Source organism: Streptomyces sp. NBC_00885 (genome assembly GCF_045207475.1).
Lineage (GTDB): Bacteria > Actinomycetota > Actinomycetes > Streptomycetales > Streptomycetaceae > Streptomyces.
This window is the reverse complement of record NZ_CP108796.1, coordinates 2,435,420-2,453,805: the sequence shown is the minus strand read 5'-3', so window position 1 is coordinate 2,453,805 and position 18,386 is coordinate 2,435,420. Positions and strand designations below refer to the sequence as shown.

At 69.9% G+C, this 18,386-nt stretch carries 13 protein-coding genes and 1 pseudogene; 10 read left to right on the top strand and 4 right to left on the bottom strand.

The window, feature by feature from the left end:
* Window positions 1–38: 38 nt before the first annotated feature.
* Complete coding sequence (locus OHA61_RS10730; protein ID WP_266488649.1) at window positions 39–167, top strand: hypothetical protein; 129 nt, start codon at window positions 39–41, stop codon at window positions 165–167.
* Window positions 168–192: 25 nt separating this feature from the next.
* On the opposite strand, the gene OHA61_RS10725 is transcribed toward OHA61_RS10730, so the two are convergent.
* Window positions 193–1,791 carry a purple acid phosphatase family protein gene (locus OHA61_RS10725; protein ID WP_406302895.1) on the bottom strand — a complete coding sequence of 533 codons (1,599 nt, stop codon included), beginning with the start codon at window positions 1,789–1,791 and terminating at the stop codon, window positions 193–195.
* Window positions 1,792–1,939: 148 nt separating this feature from the next.
* On the opposite strand from OHA61_RS10725, the gene OHA61_RS10720 reads away from it, so the two are divergent.
* Complete coding sequence (locus OHA61_RS10720) at window positions 1,940–2,983, top strand: 3-isopropylmalate dehydrogenase (RefSeq protein ID WP_324978992.1); 1,044 nt, start codon at window positions 1,940–1,942, stop codon at window positions 2,981–2,983.
* A 230-nt stretch (window positions 2,984–3,213) separates the two neighbouring features.
* The gene (locus tag OHA61_RS10715; protein ID WP_406302894.1) at window positions 3,214–4,302 is read left to right on the top strand and encodes a branched-chain amino acid aminotransferase; all 1,089 of its coding nucleotides are present in this window, start codon (window positions 3,214–3,216) and stop codon (window positions 4,300–4,302) included.
* Window positions 4,303–4,381: 79 nt separating this feature from the next.
* On the opposite strand, the gene OHA61_RS10710 is transcribed toward OHA61_RS10715, so the two are convergent.
* Window positions 4,382–5,812, bottom strand: a complete 1,431-nt coding sequence (locus tag OHA61_RS10710) for a cytosine permease (RefSeq protein ID WP_406302893.1) — start codon at window positions 5,810–5,812, stop codon at window positions 4,382–4,384.
* A gap of 130 nt (window positions 5,813–5,942) precedes the next feature.
* Here OHA61_RS10710 and ureA point away from each other — a divergent pair, with 130 nt between their 5' ends.
* The 5 genes from ureA (at window position 5,943) to cimA (ending at window position 12,037) form a co-directional block, all read left to right on the top strand.
* Window positions 5,943–6,629, top strand: coding sequence for an urease subunit gamma (ureA, locus tag OHA61_RS10705; RefSeq protein WP_406302892.1), 687 nt, complete (start codon window positions 5,943–5,945; stop codon window positions 6,627–6,629).
* Window positions 6,629–8,311, top strand: coding sequence for an urease subunit alpha (locus tag OHA61_RS10700; protein WP_406302891.1), 1,683 nt, complete (start codon window positions 6,629–6,631; stop codon window positions 8,309–8,311). Before ureA ends, OHA61_RS10700 begins: the two co-directional genes overlap by 1 nt.
* A 10-nt stretch (window positions 8,312–8,321) precedes the next feature.
* Window positions 8,322–9,341 carry an agmatine/peptidylarginine deiminase gene (locus OHA61_RS10695; protein WP_406302890.1) on the top strand — a complete coding sequence of 340 codons (1,020 nt, stop codon included), beginning with the start codon at window positions 8,322–8,324 and terminating at the stop codon, window positions 9,339–9,341.
* A gap of 75 nt (window positions 9,342–9,416) precedes the next feature.
* Entirely contained in the window at window positions 9,417–10,025 is a 609-nt protein-coding gene (locus OHA61_RS10690; RefSeq protein WP_361913646.1) for a TetR/AcrR family transcriptional regulator, read from the top strand.
* Window positions 10,026–10,438: 413 nt separating this feature from the next.
* A complete protein-coding gene (gene cimA, locus OHA61_RS10685; protein ID WP_324979013.1) occupies window positions 10,439–12,037 on the top strand; it encodes a citramalate synthase in 1,599 nt (532 codons plus the stop codon).
* Window positions 12,038–12,076: 39 nt separating this feature from the next.
* Here the strand turns inward: cimA and OHA61_RS10680 are convergent.
* Window positions 12,077–12,271: pseudogene (locus OHA61_RS10680) on the bottom strand (ricin-type beta-trefoil lectin domain protein); the annotation flags it as partial.
* Between the two features lie 149 nt (window positions 12,272–12,420).
* On the bottom strand, window positions 12,421–13,578 hold the full coding sequence (locus tag OHA61_RS10675; RefSeq protein ID WP_406302889.1) for an RNA-guided endonuclease InsQ/TnpB family protein: 1,158 nt from the start codon (window positions 13,576–13,578) through the stop codon (window positions 12,421–12,423).
* A gap of 330 nt (window positions 13,579–13,908) precedes the next feature.
* Between OHA61_RS10675 and OHA61_RS10670 the strand changes: the two genes are divergently transcribed.
* Window positions 13,909–14,883, top strand: coding sequence for a LacI family DNA-binding transcriptional regulator (locus OHA61_RS10670; protein WP_406302888.1), 975 nt, complete (start codon window positions 13,909–13,911; stop codon window positions 14,881–14,883).
* A gap of 52 nt (window positions 14,884–14,935) precedes the next feature.
* Window positions 14,936–18,034, top strand: a complete 3,099-nt coding sequence (locus OHA61_RS10665; protein ID WP_406302887.1) for a glycoside hydrolase family 3 protein — start codon at window positions 14,936–14,938, stop codon at window positions 18,032–18,034.
* The last annotated feature ends 352 nt before the right edge of the window (window positions 18,035–18,386 follow it).

Genomic DNA, 18,386 nt, shown 5'->3' with positions numbered 1-18,386 from the left:
GCGCCTCGAATCAACGTGATTCCAAGGAGTCGATCACCATGCCCGCTGAGACCGCACGCCGCGTCCGCCGTTCCTCCCGCACGAGCGAGTCCGACCGCAAGAATGCCGCCGCCGCCCTGCAGCGAGCCCTCGACCGCAGGGACAACGGCGGCTCCACCGGCCACTAGAAGCCGTCGGTCCACTAAAGGGCCGTCAGCTCGAGGACCGCTTGACCTCGAAGTAGTCGATGCGCTTGCCGCTCTCGGCGAGCGCGGAGACCTTCAGCACCGGCGCCGTACCGGACTCCGCCTCCACCGCGAGGAAGGAGAAGCCGGTGTAGCGCACCCGCGACCACTCCACCGTGTCCGGGTCCGGCAGCCGCAGCTTGGTCCAGTGGAAGGTCAGGATGGTGTCGTGGTCATGGACATTGCCCTCGTAGCTGTCCTTGACCCCGAGCCCGAAGCTGTAGAGCTCCTTGCCCGCGCCGCCCGCCGTGACGTACACGATGCCGTCCCGCGTCGGGTCGGTGGACGCCCCGATCGGCACCGGCCTGCCGACCTCGCCGCCCTTGATCGCGTCGGTGCGCTCGTAGACGTGGTTGTGGCCGTTGATCACCAGATCGACCTGGTGCTTGGTCAGCAGCGGCAGCCAGGCGTCGCGTACCCCGCCGTCGGAGGCGTGGGTCGACGTCGAGTACATGCAGTGGTGGAAGAAGACCACCACGAAGTCGATCCCCGGCTGTGCCCGCAGTTCGCCCAGGCGCTTGTCGAGCCAGGCCGTCTGCTTTCCTTCCGTGTAGCCCTTGTTGGCGGGAATCTCGTACGAGACATCATTGGCGTCCAGCGCCACGACGCCGACGTTCCCGTACACGAACGAGTAGATGCCGGGCGCGTTCGCCGGGTCCGGTCCGTTCTCCGGCATCGACCAGCGGGCCGACTGGCCGCCGTAGCCGTTCGGCGAGTACCAGGCCTCCATGTCGTGGTTGCCGGTGGTCACCATCCACGGCACCCGCGAGGCCACGCTGTCGGTCTGCGCCAGGAACTGGTCCCACACCCGCGCGTCGTAGGTGTCCGACTCCTTGCCCTGCCCGCTGCTGTCCGCGTAGCAGATGTCGCCCGCGTGCAGATGGAAGGACGGGTTCTGACCGAGGATCAACTGGTCGTTGGCGAGCGCGTGATAGCTCACGCCCTGGTCGCCGAAGGCCGTGAACACGAACTTCTCGGGCGATGCCGGAGCCGTGCGGAAGGACCCGATGGTGGACATCCGCTCGGGCGTCGTCGGGTCGAAGCCGTCGTGCCCGATCCCGTAGTAGTACGTCGTTCCCGCCTTCAGCCCGTCCAGGCCGACGTGCAGGTAGTGCTGATCGGCCGCGGGCAGCTTGCCGGCGAGCGAGGGCGTGTGCAGGGCGCGCACCTCGGCCTCGATCTTCCGGCTCAGCTCCCAGGGGGTGACACCGACCCGCAGATACGGGTTCTTCACCGCGAAGGGCACCTGCCACGAGATCCGCATCTGGGTCTTCGGGTCGGCGCCGAAGGCGAGATGCCGTCCGAAGGGCGCGACCACCGAACCGTCGACGTGCGCGGTCGCCGGGGCCGATACGAGCTCGGGCGACGCCGCGCTCGCGGTGGACGAGCGCCCCAGCAGCAGTCCGGCGCCGCCCGCCACGCCGGCCGCGAGCCCGCCGGCCAGCGCGCCGCGCCGGGACAGCTTGGGGCGGGCGTGCCGGGCGCGCAGATACTCGTGCTGCTCCGGCATGCTCATCCGGCGGGCCAGCTGCTCGGGAATCCCGACGTTGGGGGTGTCCTCAGTCATGGCCGAAAACTTGCCAGTAACTTACGACTCCCCGCCAGACGCCGGATGAACGAAAGCCAAACCAGAGCTGGTTGATCCGTGGAGCTCGCATCGTCCAGATGGTGGACGTCAAGTGTCATTGAATGGGACGCGGCGTTAGGGTGCCGACATGTCTCGCAGCATCAATCTCGCAGTGATCCCCGGTGACGGCATCGGCCAGGAGGTCGTGGCCCAGGGCCTGAAGGTCCTGACGGCCGTCCTCCCGCAGGATGTGAAGCTGGAGACCAAGGAGTACGACCTCGGCGCGCAGCGCTGGCACCGCACCGGAGAGACCCTCCCCGACGCGGAGCTCGACTCCCTCAAGAACCACGACGCGATCCTGCTCGGCGCGATCGGCGATCCGTCCGTGCCCTCCGGTGTGCTGGAGCGCGGGCTGCTGCTCAAGCTCCGCTTCGCCTTCGACCACTACGTCAACCTGCGTCCGTCGAAGCTGTTCCCCAACACCGCGACCCCGCTGGCCGGCCGCCCCGACATCGACTTCGTCGTCGTCCGCGAGGGCACCGAAGGCCCGTACACCGGCAACGGCGGTTCGCTGCGTACCGGCACCGAGCACGAAGTCGCCACCGAGGTCAGCCTGAACACGGCGTTCGGTGTCGAGCGTGTCGTCCGTGACGCGTACGAGCGGGCGAGCGCCCGCCCCCGCAAGAAGCTGACGCTGGTCCACAAGAACAACGTCCTCGTCTACGCCGGCCACATGTGGAAGAACATCTTCGACCGGGTCGGCACGGAGTACCCCGAGGTCACCACCGACTATCTGCACGTCGACGCGGCGACGATCTTCTTCGTCACCCAGCCGGAGCGCTTCGACGTCATCGTCACCGACAACCTTTTCGGTGACATCCTCACCGACCTCGCCGCTGCCGTGACCGGCGGTATCGGCCTGGCCGCGTCCGGCAACATCAACCCGACGGGGACCTTCCCGTCGATGTTCGAGCCCGTCCACGGCTCGGCGCCCGACATCGCGGGTACCGGCAAGGCCGACCCGACGGCCACGATCCTGTCCGTCGCCCTCCTGCTGCGCCACCTCGGCTTCCAGGCCGAGGCCGTGCGTATCGAGGAGGCCGTCTCCGCGGACCTCGCGGGACGCGACGGCAGCACGGTCCGTACGACGGACGAGATCGGCGACGCGCTCGCGGTACGAGTAGCGCGCTGACCCGACGCTTCCACCAAGCCGCCGGGTCGCAACCGCACCCGGCGGCTTCTCCTGTGCGGCCTCCGGGTGCCACCATTCATCCCTGGACCGCATTCACCCCGTTTCGTGCACGGCGCCTCGCGGGCGATAATCGAACGCGGGCCGCGGCATGCGGGAAAGCTCGGACGTCCTAGCAGTCGCAGCGGCGTGAGCGCGGTCCGTCACAACAACCGGTGAAGGACACTGCACTCATGACGACGCCCACGATCGAGCTCAAGCCCTCCTCGCACCCGCTGTCCGACGCGGAGCGCGAGGCGATCCTGGTCAACCCCGGATTCGGCCGCCACTTCACCGACCACATGGTGACGATCAAGTGGACGGAGGGGCGTGGCTGGCACGACGCACAGCTCGTCCCGTACGCGCCGCTGTCGATCGACCCGGCCAATATGACGCTGCACTACGCGCAGGAGATCTTCGAGGGGCTCAAGGCCTACCGCCGTCCCGACGGCTCCGTTGTGACCTTCCGCCCGGAGGCCAACGCCGAGCGCTTCCAGCGGTCGGCCCGCCGCCTGGCGATGCCGGAGCTGCCGGTCGAGACCTTCATCGCGGCCTGTGACGCGCTGGTCCAGCAGGACAGCGCCTGGGTGCCCGCGCACGGCGGCGAGGAGTCGCTGTACCTGCGCCCGTTCATGATCGCGACCGAGGTCGGCCTGGGCGTGCGCCCGGCCAACGAGTACCTCTTCATCGTCATCGCATCGCCCGCCGGCGCCTACTTCCCCGGCGGCGTCAAGCCCGTCTCCATCTGGCTGTCCGAGGACCGCGTGCGCGCCGTCCCCGGCGGCATGGGCGACGCCAAGACCGGCGGCAACTACGCCGCGTCCCTGCTCGCCCAGGCCGAGGCCGCCGCGAAGGGCTGCGACCAGGTCGCCTATCTCGACGCCGTGGAGCACAAGTGGGTCGAGGAACTGGGCGGAATGAACCTGTACTTCGTGTACGGGAACCGCATCGTGACCCCCGAGCTCACCGGCTCGCTGCTCGCCGGCATCACCCGTGACTCGCTTCTGCAGCTCGCCAAGGATCTCGGCCACGAGTCCGAGGAGGGCCGCGTCTCCATCGACGAGTGGAAGGCCGACACCGAGAACGGCACCCTCACCGAGGTCTTCGCCTGCGGCACTGCCGCGGTCATCACCCCGGTCGGCCTGGTCAAGTCCGAGGGCGGCGAGTGGAAGCAGTCCGGCGGGCAGCCGGGCGAGGTCACGCTGAAGCTGCGCAAGGCGCTGCTGGACATCCAGACGGGCAAGGCCGAGGACATCCACGGCTGGACCCACCAGCTGGGCTGACGCGGGCTCGTGCTGTACGTACGAAGGCCCGCCCCCGGGTTCACACCGGTGGCGGGCCTTCGTCGTCCTCGTGCCGCCGTCAGGCGGGCGCCTCGACCGTGGACACCTCCGGCGCTGCGGCCGCGGCCGTGGCCGGAGCCCGCAGGGTCAGCAGCAGGTAGGTCAGTCCGCCGACCAGGCCCGACAGGATGAAGCTGCAGTCCACCCCGCCGGTCAGGGCGAGCAGCGGGCCTTCGTAGACGGTCGTGGAGACCGCCGCAAGACCGACCGCGGCGCCGAGCGCCCAGGACACCGTGGCACTGACGTTCCAGCCCGCGCGGTACCAGTAGATGCCGCCCCGGGCGCGGCGGTTGAAGACCTGCAGGGCGTCGGGGTCGTACCGGCCGCCGCAGCGCATGTATCCGATCAGCGTGATGACCGCCCAGGGGGTGCCGATGGCGGTCAGCAGCAGGACGAACGACGTCATGGCCGATTGAACGTCCCAGGCGAACGAGCCGAGGAACACGAACGTGGTCGCGACGACGGCGGCCATCACCGTGGCCCTGGTGCGGGTGGCCTTCGGCAGGATCGCGTCCAGGTCGAGGCCCATCGAGTACAGCATCAGACCGGCGTTGCCGACGGAGCCCGCCGAGGCCGCGAGGAGCAGCGGCGCCAGGTACCAAAGGGGCGCGGCGTCGACGAGCGGCCCGGCGTACTCGAGACCCGCGCGGGCGGCGAGCGCCGTGTACGTACCGAACAGCTGCGGCACCAGCAGGCCGAGCAGGAGGCCGAGACAGCTCGCCCAGTACACCGTGCGCGTGCTGTGGCGGCGCGGCGAGATGTAGCGCGTGTAGTCGCCGAGCAGCGTGATGAAGGCGACCGGGCCGCTGAGCCCGGCGGCGACGGCCGCGAGCAGCCAGGTGGGCCAGAAGGAGCCGAGCAGATACGGGGTGTCGGGCGGCGCGGCCGTGGTGAAGTCGCCCGCGTAGGCGAAGACGCCGAGCAGCAGGAGGGCGACCATGCCGACGGACAGCACCTTGCTGAGGCGGAGCAGCAGCCGGTAGCCGTAGATCGCGCCGACGACGGTGCAGCCCGCGAGCAGCGTGTACATCAGGGCGCGGGTCGCTCCGCTCTCGGGCAGGCCGATCAGCCGCGACAGGGTGCCGACCATGACATCGCCGCCGATCCACAGCGTGAGGGCCGTGTACCCGAGCGAGAGCAGCAGGCCGACGACCGAGCCGACGAGCCGGCCGCGCACGCCGAACTGGGCGCCGCTGGAGGTGGAGAGGTTGGTCGCCGTGCGCAGGGAGACCAGGGCCAGGGGCGCCGTGACGAGGATGCCGGCCAGCGTGCCGATGACGATCGCGGTCACCGACGGCCACAGGCCGAGCCCGAAGGACGGCGGCAGCCAGCCGAAGACGATGACGCCCAGGCAGAGGTTGGAGCCCAGAAGGATCGACACGAGGTCGCGGGGCCCACTGGTGCGCTCGTCGTCGGGGATCGTGTCGACTCCGCGCTGTTCTATCGGCATGGGGGACTCCCTGCTCGGTCGGCGACTATTTGAGTGACGCTCAATGTGACTGAGGTGATGGTGATACGTCAATGCTTCCGTGAAAGGAAACTCGCCGTTAGAGTGTCGTTCGAACAGGAGGTGTGGTGACGTGCGACTGACCCCGACCGAGCGGGACCGGCTGCTGATCTTCAGCGCCGCCGAACTGGCGCGGGCCCGGCGGGCCCGCGGCCTGAGGCTCAATGTCCCCGAGGCCACCGCGCTCATCGCGGACACCGTCTGCGAGGCGGCGCGCGACGGGCGCAGGCTCGCCGAGGCGATCGAGGCCGCGCGCGGCGTGCTGGGCCCGGACGACGTCCTGCCCGGCGTGGCGGACGTGGTCACCGAGGTGCATGTGGAGGCCGTCTTCGACGACGGATCACGGCTCGCCGTGGTCGCCGACCCCATCGGCGGCGCCGGTTCGGGAGCCGGCGCACCCGGCGCCCTCCTCCCCGGCCCCGCGGACGCCGAGCCCGTTCCCGCCCTGCGGCTCACCGTGCGCAACACCGCGGCCGTCCCCGTCAGCGTGACCTCGCACTTCCACTTCTTCGAGGCCAACCCCCGGCTCCACTTCGACCGGGCCGCGGCCTACGGCATGCGCCTGTGCGTCCCCGCAGGATCCTCCGTCCGCTTCGACCCGGGCGGCGAGGCCGAGGTCGGCCTGCTGCCCATCGGCGGCGACCGGATCGCGATCGGCTTCGCCGGACTGGTCGACGGCCCGCTGGACGGGCCGGGCGCGAAGGAAGAGTCCCTGCGACGCGCGGCGGCCTGCGGCTACCTGGGAGCGGAGGGCACCTGATGGACCCGTACGAGTACGCATCCGTGCACGGCCCCCGCGCCGGGGACCGCGTTGTCCTGGGGGACAGCGGACTCGTCGTCCGCGTCGAGTCGGACGCCCAGAAGCACGGCGACGAATTCCTCGCCGGTTTCGGTAAGACGGCCCGAGACGGACTGCACCTCAAGGCCGCGGCCGTGCGTGAGACCTGCGACGTCGTGATCAGCAACGTGCTGGTCATCGACGCCGTGCAGGGCATCCGAAAGGTGTCCATCGGCATCCGCGAGGGCCGTATCGCAGCCATAGGGCGGGCCGGGAACCCCGACACCCTCGACGGCGTCGACGTCGTCGTCGGCACGGGCACCTCGATCGTGCCCGGCGAGGGCATGATCGCCACCGCCGGTGCCGTCGATACCCATGTCCATCTGCTTTCGCCGCGGATCATGGAGGCCTCGCTCGCCTCCGGCGTCACCACCGTCATCGGCCAGGAGTTCGGGCCGGTCTGGGGCGTCGGCGTCAACTCGCCCTGGGCCCTGCGGCACGCCTTCAACGCCTTCGACGCCTGGCCCGTCAACATCGGCTTCCTCGCCCGCGGTTCGTCCTCGAACGACGCGCCGCTCGTCGAGGCGCTCGCCGAGGGAGGCGCGTCCGGCTTCAAGGTCCACGAGGACATGGGTGCGCACACCCGCGCCCTCGACACCGCACTGCGAGTCGCCGAGGAGTACGACGTCCAGGTCGCCCTGCACAGCGACGGCCTGAACGAATGCCTGTCCGTCGAGGACACCCTGAAGGTCCTGGACGGCCGTACGATCCACGCCTTCCACATCGAGGGCTGCGGCGGCGGCCACGTACCGAACGTGCTCAAGATGGCGGGCGTGGCGAACGTCATCGGCTCCTCCACCAACCCGACCCTGCCCTTCGGCCGGGACGCGGTCGCCGAGCACTACGGGATGATCGTCTCCGTACACGACCTCAAGACCGACCTTCCCGGCGATGCCGCCATGGCCCGCGACCGGATCCGGGCCGGGACGATGGGCGCGGAGGACGTACTGCACGACCTCGGCGCGATCGGTATCACCTCCTCGGACGCGCAGGGCATGGGGCGCGCGGGCGAGACCGTACGCCGCACCTTCGCGATGGCCGGGAAGATGAAGGCAGAGCTGGGCCCCATGGAGGGCGACGGCGCCCACGACGACAACGCGCGCGTGCTGCGCTACATGGCCAAGCTCACGATCAACCCCGCCATCGCGCACGGGCTCGCCCACGAGATCGGCTCCGTCGAGGTGGGCAAGCTCGCGGACATCGTGCTGTGGAAGCCGCAGTACTTCGGGGCGAAGCCGCAGCTCGTACTGAAGTCGGGCTTCCCGGCGTACGGCGTGACGGGCGACCCGAACGCCGCCACCGACACCTGTGAACCACTGGTCCTGGGGCCGCAGTTCGGGTCGTACGGAGCCACGGCCGCGGACATCTCGGTCGCCTTCGTCGCCGGGGCCGCGACCGAATCGGGCTCCGACATGATGCCGACGCGCCGCCGCCGGGTCGCGGTGCGCGGCACCCGCGGCATCGGCCCGGCCGATCTGCGGCTCAACTCCCGCACCGGTGACGTGGGGGTGGACGGCCGCACCGGCCTGGTCACGCTCGACGGCGAACCGCTGCGGTCCGAGCCCGCCGACTCGATCTCCCTCAACCGCCTCTACTTCCTGTAAGGGATCACCGATGACCTTCCGTATGCCGCCCGAGTGGGCCCCGCACGAGCGCACCTGGATGGCCTGGCCCGGCCCGAACGTCACCTTCACGGGGGACGACCTCGCCGCCTCCCGCCACGCCTGGGCGTCCGTCGCCCAGGCGGTACGCCGCTTCGAACCGGTCACCATGGTCGTCGGGCCCGGCCAGGCGACGCAGGCACGCGCGCTCCTCGGCCCAGACATCGACCTCGTCGAGCGTGAACTGGACGACGCGTGGATGCGCGACATCGGCCCGACCTTCGTCACCGACGGGAAGCAACTGGCCGCCGTGGACTGGGTGTTCAACGGCTGGGGCGCGCAGCACTGGGCCAGCTGGGACCACGACGCGAAGATCGCCCGCCATGTCGCGGATCTCGCCGGGGTGCCTGTCCACAGCTCGCCCCTCGTCAACGAGGGCGGCGGCATCCATGTCGACGGCGAAGGCACCGTGCTGCTCACGGAGACTGTGCAGCTGGGCCCCGAGCGCAACCCCGGCTGGACGAAGGACGAGGTCGAGGCCGAGATCCACGGGAAGCTCGGCACGACCAAGGCGATCTGGCTGCGGCGCGGCCTCAGCGCCGACTACCCGCCGCACGGCTTCGGCACCCTCGGCCACGTCGACATCGTCGCCGCGTTCGCCGGGCCGGGCGTCATAGTGGCCCACACCCAGCCGGACCCGGCCCACCCCGACCACGAGCTCTGCAAGGAGAACGTGGAGATGCTCCAGCTCCAGACGGACGCCCACGGCCGCCGCATCGAGATCATCGAGGTCCCCGCGCCCACGGTCACACGGGACGAGGACGGCGCCTGGGCCGACTACTCCTACATCAACCACTACGTCTGCAACGGGGGTGTGGTGCTGTGCTCCTTCGACGACCCGCGCGACGAGATCGCCGCGGGCATCTTCCGCAGGCTCTATCCGGACCGCACGGTCACGCTGGTCGACGCCCGGACGATCTTCGCCGGGGGCGGCGGCATCCACTGCATCACCCAGCAGCAGCCGAGGGTCTGATCGTCCGCCCTCCTGAGGGTTCGCGATCCGGTAGAACATACGGGTGAATGTGTTCCTGAGTCCGGTTGCCGCCGTATGACCCCCGCCCCGCGCCGCCGCAACATCGCGCCGCCCCGAGAGTCCGTGCTCGCAGCCGCCATGGCCACCATCGCCGAGCGTGGGCTCGACGGGCTGACGATGGCCGGGCTCGGGCGCGAGGTCGGGATGAGCAGCGGGCATCTGCTCTATTACTTCCGCACCAAGGACGAGCTGCTGCTCCAGACACTGGAGTGGAGCGAGGGCCGCCTCGGCGCCGAGCGCGGTTCGCTCCTCTCCCGGCAGGGCCCGGTGCGCGAGCGGCTCGACGCGTACGTCGATCTGTATGTGCCCGAGGGGCCGCGCGACCCGCACTGGACGCTCTGGCTCGAGGTCTGGAACCGCTCGCAGAGCGCCGACGCCGACGCGCGGGCCCGCCAGGCCGCCATCGAGGGGGTATGGCACCGGGATCTGGTCGCGCTGCTCGCCGAGGGGATCTCGCGCGGCGAGTTCCGCGCGGTCGACGCCGACCGCTACGCCGCCCGGCTGCGTGCCCTCCTCGACGGCTTCAGCGTCCATGTCGCCGTCGGCATACCGGGCACCGGGCGACCCCAGGTTCTGGCGCATGTGAGGGAGTTCCTCGACGACTCGCTCTTCTCGGGAGCGTAATCCCGAACTGGGGGCCCATACCCCCGGCGGGGCTTCGCCCCGGACCCCGTGTGCGACCTTCGGCCGCATGTTCTCAATCGCCGGACGGGCTGAATGTGCGGCCCCGGCGCGTGGGCGACCGCATCGTGAGACTGTCGTCCACGCCCGTCCCGGCTGTGGCAGACTGCCACCGTGCTCTCATTCGCCATGATTATCGGCAAGAGCGCGCCGGTCCGCAGTGACCGCTGAACCGTGGACAGTAACCCCCCGCGGCAGCGGCACCGTGCCCCAGACCCGCGCGCAGACCTCTCGCACCCGCGAGAGGTTTTTTCGTTTTACGGCCCCACCCCGGCCAAGGAGCGAACCGCGCGAAGATGGGGGCAAGTGGAGCCAGAACTTCCGGAGCCACGAATCCGACAGGAGTCAATTCAGCCATGACCACGGAGACCGACGACAGCTTCCATGTCTTCGACACGACGCTCCGCGACGGAGCCCAGCGCGAGGGCATCAACCTCACCGTCGCGGACAAGCTGACCATCGCCCGGCACCTGGACGAATTCGGCGTGGGCTTCATCGAGGGCGGCTGGCCCGGTGCCAACCCCCGGGACACGGAGTTCTTCTCCCGCGCCCAGCAGGAGATCACCTTCCAGCACGCCCAGCTCGTCGCCTTCGGTGCCACCCGCCGGCCGGGCGCCAGGGCCGCTGAAGACCCGCAGGTCAGGGCCCTCCTGGAGTCGGGCGCTCCGGTGATCACCCTGGTCGCCAAATCGCACGACCGGCATGTCGAGCTTGCCCTGCGCACCACCCTCGAAGAGAACCTGGAGATGGTCCGCGACACCGTCTCCCACCTGCGCGAACAGGGCCGCCGTGTCTTCGTGGACTGTGAGCACTTCTTCGACGGCTACCGCGCCAATCCGGAGTACGCCAAGTCCGTGGTCCGCGCCGCGGCCGACGCGGGCGCCGATGTCGTCGTGCTGTGCGACACCAACGGCGGCATGCTTCCGGCCCAGATCCAGGCCGTCGTCTCCACCGTCCTCGCGGACACTGGTGCGCGCCTGGGCATCCACGCCCAGGACGACACCGGATGTGCCGTCGCCAACACCCTCGCCGCCGTCGACGCGGGCGCGACGCACGTCCAGTGCACCGCCAACGGCTACGGCGAGCGCGTCGGCAACGCCAACCTGTTCCCGGTCGTGGCGGCGCTGGAGCTCAAGTACGCGATGAAGGTGCTGCCCGAGGGCGCGCTGGCCGAGATGACCCGTATCTCGCACGCCATCGCCGAGGTCGTCAACCTCACACCCTCGACCCACCAGCCCTACGTCGGGGTCTCGGCCTTCGCGCACAAGGCCGGACTGCACGCCTCCGCCATCAAGGTCGACCCCGATCTCTACCAGCACATCGACCCCGAGCAGGTCGGCAACACCATGCGGATGCTCGTCTCCGACATGGCGGGCCGCGCCTCCATCGAGCTCAAGGGCAAAGAGCTCGGCATCGACCTCGGCGGCGACCGCGAGCTGGTCGGCCGGGTCGTCGAGCGGGTCAAGGAACGCGAGCTCAAGGGCTACACCTACGAGGCCGCGGACGCCTCCTTCGAGCTGCTGCTGCGCGAGGAGGCCGAGGGCCGGGCGCGCCGCTACTTCCGTACGGAGTCCTGGCGGGCCATCGTCGAGGACCGCCCCGACGGCACGCACGCCAACGAGGCGACGGTGAAGCTGTGGGCCAAGGGCGAGCGCATCGTCGCCACCGCCGAGGGCAACGGCCCGGTCAACGCGCTGGACCGGGCGATGCGGGTCGGGCTGGAGAAGATCTATCCGCAGCTCGCCAAGCTGGAGCTGATCGACTACAAGGTCCGCATCCTCGAAGGCCGCCACGGCTCCGAGTCCACCACCCGCGTCCTGATCACCACGGGCGACGGAGGCGGCGAGTGGGCCACGGTCGGCGTTGCCGACAATGTCATCGCCGCCTCCTGGCAGGCACTGGAGGACGCGTACACCTACGGCCTGCTGCGCGCGGGGGTCGAGCCCGCCGAGTAGCCGCCGGCCGGGTCAGGCTGCGTGGTCAGAGCCGCGGGCTCAGGGCTGGAGCCGCCACTTCTGGTTGGCGGCTCCGGTGCACGACCAGATCTGCGCCCGGGCCCCGTTCGCCGATGAACTGCCGGTCACGTCGAGGCACTTGTCGGCCGGGGCGTCCACCAGATCGCCGGTGGACGCCTGCCACCGCCACTGCTGCTCGCCCGAGCCGTTGCACCCGTAAAGCTGGACCTTCGCGTGTCGTGTGATGGGCTCGGGTCGAGGCGAGAGTCACCTTCTCGGCCGTGAACGGCCGAGCTTGTGTGCTCGGTTGCGTTCACACCTTGTCGCGCTCCCGACTGTCCCCTACGGCAGGACGGTCACGGGTCGCATCTCCTCGCACACGGCTACGTCGGGGCGGGGACGGGCATGGTGACGAATACCCACGCCGAGCGTGCGCGATCGCGCACGTTGACCCCGGCGACGACGTCGGCGGGCCCAGCGAGCCCGCACCGACGACACGAAAAGTGGTCCCGAGTAGGCCGGTTGGCCTTCTCGGTGTGCCCGCAGCGCGGACAGCGCTGCGAGGTGTAGGCCGCGTCCACCTCAAGGAACGGCACCCCGGCCCGCCGAGCCTTGTAGGCGAGATGCTGCCCGAGCTGGTGGAAGGCCCAGGAGGAGATGGTGCCCCGCTGGTCGCGTCGAAGCCGTACCCGCTCGCGAATCCCGTCGAGTTCCTCGACAGCCACTCCGCGACCGGTGCGTTGCGCGACAGACACAATCTCCCTGCTGATGCAGTGGTTCACATGCGTGGCATGGCAGTGCTCCTTCCTCGTCCTCCGCGCGAGACGGCGGGTGGCCGAGCGGGTGTTCTTCTTCTGCAGTTCGGCGCGCTTGCGGGCGCACCAGTTCCGGTAGCGTGCCAGGCCCCGGCCCTGGTAGTTGACCGCGTCGGAGGTTGTGGCCAGGTTGACGATGCCCCGATCCACCCCCACCCAGTCCACCGGCTCGTATGTCTTGGGTTCGGGGACTTCGCAGGTGGCGATCAAAAACCATTTCCCGCCCTGCTGCACGAGATCCGACTCGCCCTTGCGGTGCTCGGCCAGGACCTTGAGCTGGTCGGCGGCGCCGGTGTAGCGGATGTTCTTCATCCGGCCGTCCACGGTCCAGATCGACACTGTGCGCGCGTCCGGCTGCCAGGAAAGACATCGGTCATCGAACGGTTGCGCCGCCTCGGGCCGGAAGGCGATCGGATGGCCCATCGCCTTGCGGTACCGCTTGGTGGCGGGAGTGCCCAGCAGGCTGGCCTTCGCCTGCGCGGCCAGCGCGCCATAGCCGTCCACGACCTTCTTGACCACCCGCACCACGGGCTGCGCCGACAGCCCGAACGTGGCCTTGATATCGGCGTAGACGAGTTTCTGCAGTCCGTTGCGGTCCTTCACCCCGGAGTCGAAGGCGACGGAGGAGACATACGTGGCGGCCCGATTGCAGGCGCGCAGGGTCGCCTCCAGCGCCGCCGCCTGCTCGGGCGACGGCAGCAGCTTCACCTGCATCACCAGCTTCATGAGAGCCGACCCTAGAACCGGCCGGCACACAAACACACGAGTCCCGTACATTCACACGCGATTCAGCGACCTCCAGAACGGGCGTTCGTCATGCCCGGCCCCGCCGGGGGCAGTTAGGTGTACTGCCGTTGGGTGCGGTCATCAATGGCTTGTGTATTCAGGACCTGAACGCATAACGGCCGCGGTCCGCCTGCGGGTTGGGTTCGGACCAATCTCGGCGTGAAGTATTGACGGCACTCTTCGCCGGGGGTTAACTCACCGCCCAGACCCCGGGACCGGTTCCGGAACCGGTCCCAGCACCCGCCCAAGACCTCGACGCGGAGGCCCCCGATGCGAGTCACGATTGCCGACGTCGCACGTGAGGCGGGGGTCAGCAAGACCACCGTGTCCCGCGTCCTGAACACCAAGGGCGAGGTGGACGCCGGCACGGCTTCCCGTGTTCGTGAAGTGATCGCAAGCCTCGGCTATGTGCCCAGCAGTGGCGCCGTCGGCCTGGCCCGCGGCACCAGCCGTACGGTCGGGATGCTGACGCCCCCGCTCACCTGGCCCTGGATGGGCGAGGTCCTCCAGGGAGTCGTCGACACGGTCGAGGCAGCGGGATACGGGCTGCTGCTCTTCACCTGCAACCGTGGCGCCGAGTCCGTGGAGCGCTTCACCAGCCAGGTCTCGGCCCGCGCCTTCGACGGACTGCTCGTGATCGAACCGGAGAACACCCTCGGCACGATCACCGCGATGCACCGCAAGGGCCTTCCGGTCGTCCTCATCGACGACCGCGGCCACCACCCCGAATTCCCCTCCGTCGCGACCACCAACCGCGAGGGCGGAGCCTCGGCGGCCCGGCATCTGCTGGCCTCGGGCCGCACCCGCCCGCTGATCGTCACCGGCCGCCGCCACTTCGGCTGCGTACGCGACCGGCTGGAGGGCTTCCAGGCCGTCCTGCCGACCGGCACGATCGCCGAGGGCGACTTCACCGAGCTCTCCGGACAGCTCGCGGTCGAAGGGCACCTCGCCGACGGGACGCCCTTCGACTCGGTCTTCGCGCACAACGACCTCAGCGCGGTCGGTGTGCTGAGGGCCCTGCGCGCCGCCGGCCGGAGCGTGCCCGACGACATCGCCGTCGTCGGCTTCGACGACCTCCCCGTCGCGCAGCACACCGAACCGCCCCTGACGACCGTGCGCCAGCCCATGCGGGAGATGGGCGAGACGGCGGCGCGGATGCTGCTCGCCCACCTCGGCGGCACCCCTGCGCCGGACGAACCGGTCGTCCTCCCCACGGAGTTGGTCGTCCGGCGGTCCGCGCCCTGACCTTCGCCGCGCCCTGCCCTGTTCCTGCGTCATGACCTACGAAGGAGCCGCAATGCCACCCCGCACCCGCACGCGCTTCAAAAGCAGAGCCGGAACCGGAACCAGGACCAGAACAGCGATACTCGCCGCGACCGCCGTGCTCACCGGTCTGCTGGCCGGCGCCGTCCCCAGTGCCGCCGCCGACGACCCCGCCCCCGTCGCCGTCGACCGCTTCGAGGGTGAGGTCCCCTTCGCGAACCCGCCCGCCGACGGCATCTTCACCTGGGGCAGCGACGCCGACGACCAGCCCAGGCTGGAACTCAAGGAGCGGGCCGACGCCCCCGAAGGCGCCAAGGTCCTCGAAGGCAGCTACGACATCAGCGGCTGGGGCGGACTCACCCACGACTTCGCCTTCGACAAGCCCGCCCACGACTGGACGGCGCACAAGGGCATCCGCTTCTGGTGGTACGGCCAGAACACCGCACCCCTGCCGCCCGGTTCCGGCAAGCGCATCAACTTCGAGCTCAAGGACGGCGGCGCCAACGGCGAGGCGTCCGAGCTGTGGACCACGTCGTTCACCGACGACTGGGAGGGCTGGCACCTCGTCGAGATCCCCTTCGCCGACTTCGTCTACCGCGCCGACTACCAGCCCGTCGGCGGCATCGACCAGATCCTCGGCCTCAACGAGATGTGGGGATACGCGCTCACCCTGCCGCCCGGCGCGCCCGGAAAGTTCGCGATGGACGGCGTCGAGCTGTACGGAAAGGCCGACCCGGCGCTGAAGGCGAAGGTCATCACCGACGCCGCCGTGTACCCGGTCGACGAGGGCGGCACCGCCCAGGTGAAGATCTCCGTCGCCACCACCGGCTCCGGCCCGATCGACGAGCCCGTGACCGTCGCCTACGCGACCGAGGGCGGCAGCGCCGAAGCGGGCACGGACTACGCCCCCGTCTCCGGCACCGTCACCTTCCCGGCCGGATCGGTCTCCGGTACGTCCAAGACCGTCGCCGTCGCCACCAAGAAGGACTCCGCGGCCGAGTCCGCCGAGACGATCCCGCTCAAACTCACCGTCACCGGCGCCAAGCCCCCGGCCGAGACCCCGCAGGTCGTCGTCGACGCCCACGGACTGCCGTATCTCGACGCCGGGCTCCCGGTGAAGAAGCGCGTCGCCGACCTCCTCTCCCGGATGACACTCGCGGAGAAGGCCGGCCAGATGACCCAGGCCGAGCGCAACGCCCTCAAGTCCCAGGGTGACATCGCACGGTACGACCTCGGCTCACTGCTCTCCGGCGGCGGCTCGGTCCCCACGCCCAACGCCCCCGAGGCCTGGGCCAGGATGGTCGACGCCTACCAACTGCGCGCCCAGGCAACGCGGTTCCAGATCCCACTGATCTACGGCGTGGACGCGGTCCACGGCCACAACAATGTCATCGGGTCGACGATCATGCCGCACAACATCGGCATCGGGGCCACCCGCGACCCGGCCGTCGCCGAGAAGACCGGAGCGGTGACGGCGAAGGAAGTACGCGCCACCGGCATTCCGTGGGACTTCGCACCCTGCCTCTGCGTCACCCGCGACGAGCGCTGGGGCCGCTCGTACGAGTCCTTCGGCGAGGACCCGGCGCTGGTCACCGCCATGGAGACCGTCATCAAGGGCATGCAGGGCCCACCGTCGGGCAAGGACCTCGACCGCAACGACAAGGTGCTGACAACCGCGAAGCACTTCGTCGGCGACGGCGGCACGCAGTACGGCTCGTCCGCCACCGGCTCGTACACGATCGACCAGGGCATCACCAAGGTCACCCGTCAGGAGCTGGAAGCAGTACACCTCGCGCCGTTCGCCGAAGCAGTGAAGCGCGGCACCGGCTCGGTCATGCCCTCGTACTCCTCGCTCGACATCCTCGGCGACGACCAGGGCCCCGTGAAGATGCACGCCAGCGCCGAGATGATCAACGGCGTGCTCAAGAGCCGTATGGGCTTCAAGGGCTTCGTCATCAGCGACTGGCAGGCGATCGACCAGATTCCCGGCGACTACGCAAGTGACGTCCGCACCTCGGTGAACGCGGGACTCGACATGATCATGGTCCCGACGGCGTACCCCGACTTCCACAAGACCCTGCAGGACGAGGTGAACGCGGGCCGCATCAGCCGGGCCCGGATCGACGACGCGGTCTCCCGGATCCTGACCCAGAAGTTCACGCTCGGCCTCTTCGAGAAGCCGTACGCGGACACCGCCAACATCGGCACGGTCGGCTCGGCCGCACACCGCGCGGTCGCCCGCGAGGCCGCCGCCAAGTCCCAGGTCCTGCTGAAGAACGACGGCGCGGTGCTGCCGCTGAAGCCGTCGCAGAAGGTGTACGTCGCCGGGTCCAACGCCGACGACCTCGGCAACCAGGCGGGCGGCTGGACCGTCACCTGGCAGGGCTCCTCCGGAAAGATCACCACCGGAACGACGATCCTGGAGGCCATGAAGAAGGCCGCGCCTGACGCAGCCCTCACCTACTCCAAGGACGCCTCCGCCCCGACGGACGGCCATGACGTCGGCGTGGTCGTCGTCGGCGAAGCCCCGTACGCGGAGGGCGTCGGCGACGTCGGCAACGGCCACGACCTGGAGCTCGGCGCCGCGGACAAGGCAGCGGTCGACAAGGTCTGCGGGGCCATGAAGTGCGCGGTCCTCATCGTCTCGGGCCGCCCCCAGCTCATCGGCGACCGCCTCGGCGACATCGACGCGCTGGTGGCCTCCTGGCTCCCCGGCACGGAGGGCGATGGCGTCGCCGATGTCCTCTACGGCAAGCGGCCCTTCACCGGTCAGCTCCCGGTCACCTGGCCCAAGTCGGCCGACCAGCTGCCGATCAACGTCGGCGACGCGGCGTACGACCCGCAGTACCCCTACGGCTGGGGCCTGACCACGCTCCGCAAGCCCCCGTCGGGAGGGGAGCTCACCCTCAAGGCGATCGCCCTCGCGGCAAGGGTCTTGGAGGCAACGGGCCGTGGCGACTCCCCGGAGGCCCGGGCGCTCGTCTCTCAGGCCCGCCTGATCGCCCAGCAGAAGATCGGCCAGCACATGACGTCGGCGTCGGCGAAGCCGTTCGCGGAGGCGGATCACTTGGCGCTGGGGGGTGAGGTGACGGGAGCGGTGGCCAGCCTGACGGTGGCGTTCAGGGTGGGTTAGTCCCCAGCCCCGCCCCTTCCCGTAACTGGGGGCAAACCCCCAGCCCCCCGACGGGCTTCGCCCCGGACCCCGTATGCGACCTTCGGCCGCATGTCCTCAATCGCCGGACGGGCTGGAATTCCGTCGGTCGGCCCGAGAATTCAGGCCGACCGGCGGAAAATTCAGCCCCGCCGGCGACTGAGGCGTGGTCCCGGACGTGAAATTCAGCCCCTCCGGCGTTTGAGGAGCGGGGTCTGGGGCGGAGCCCCAGTTCGGGAAGGGGCGGGGTGGGGAACAGGCCCGCCGCAGGCGCACCCCGTCCCCGGACCGTAAGCCCCGCGCTTGTCCGGATTCGCCCTCATTCGGGTAGCGT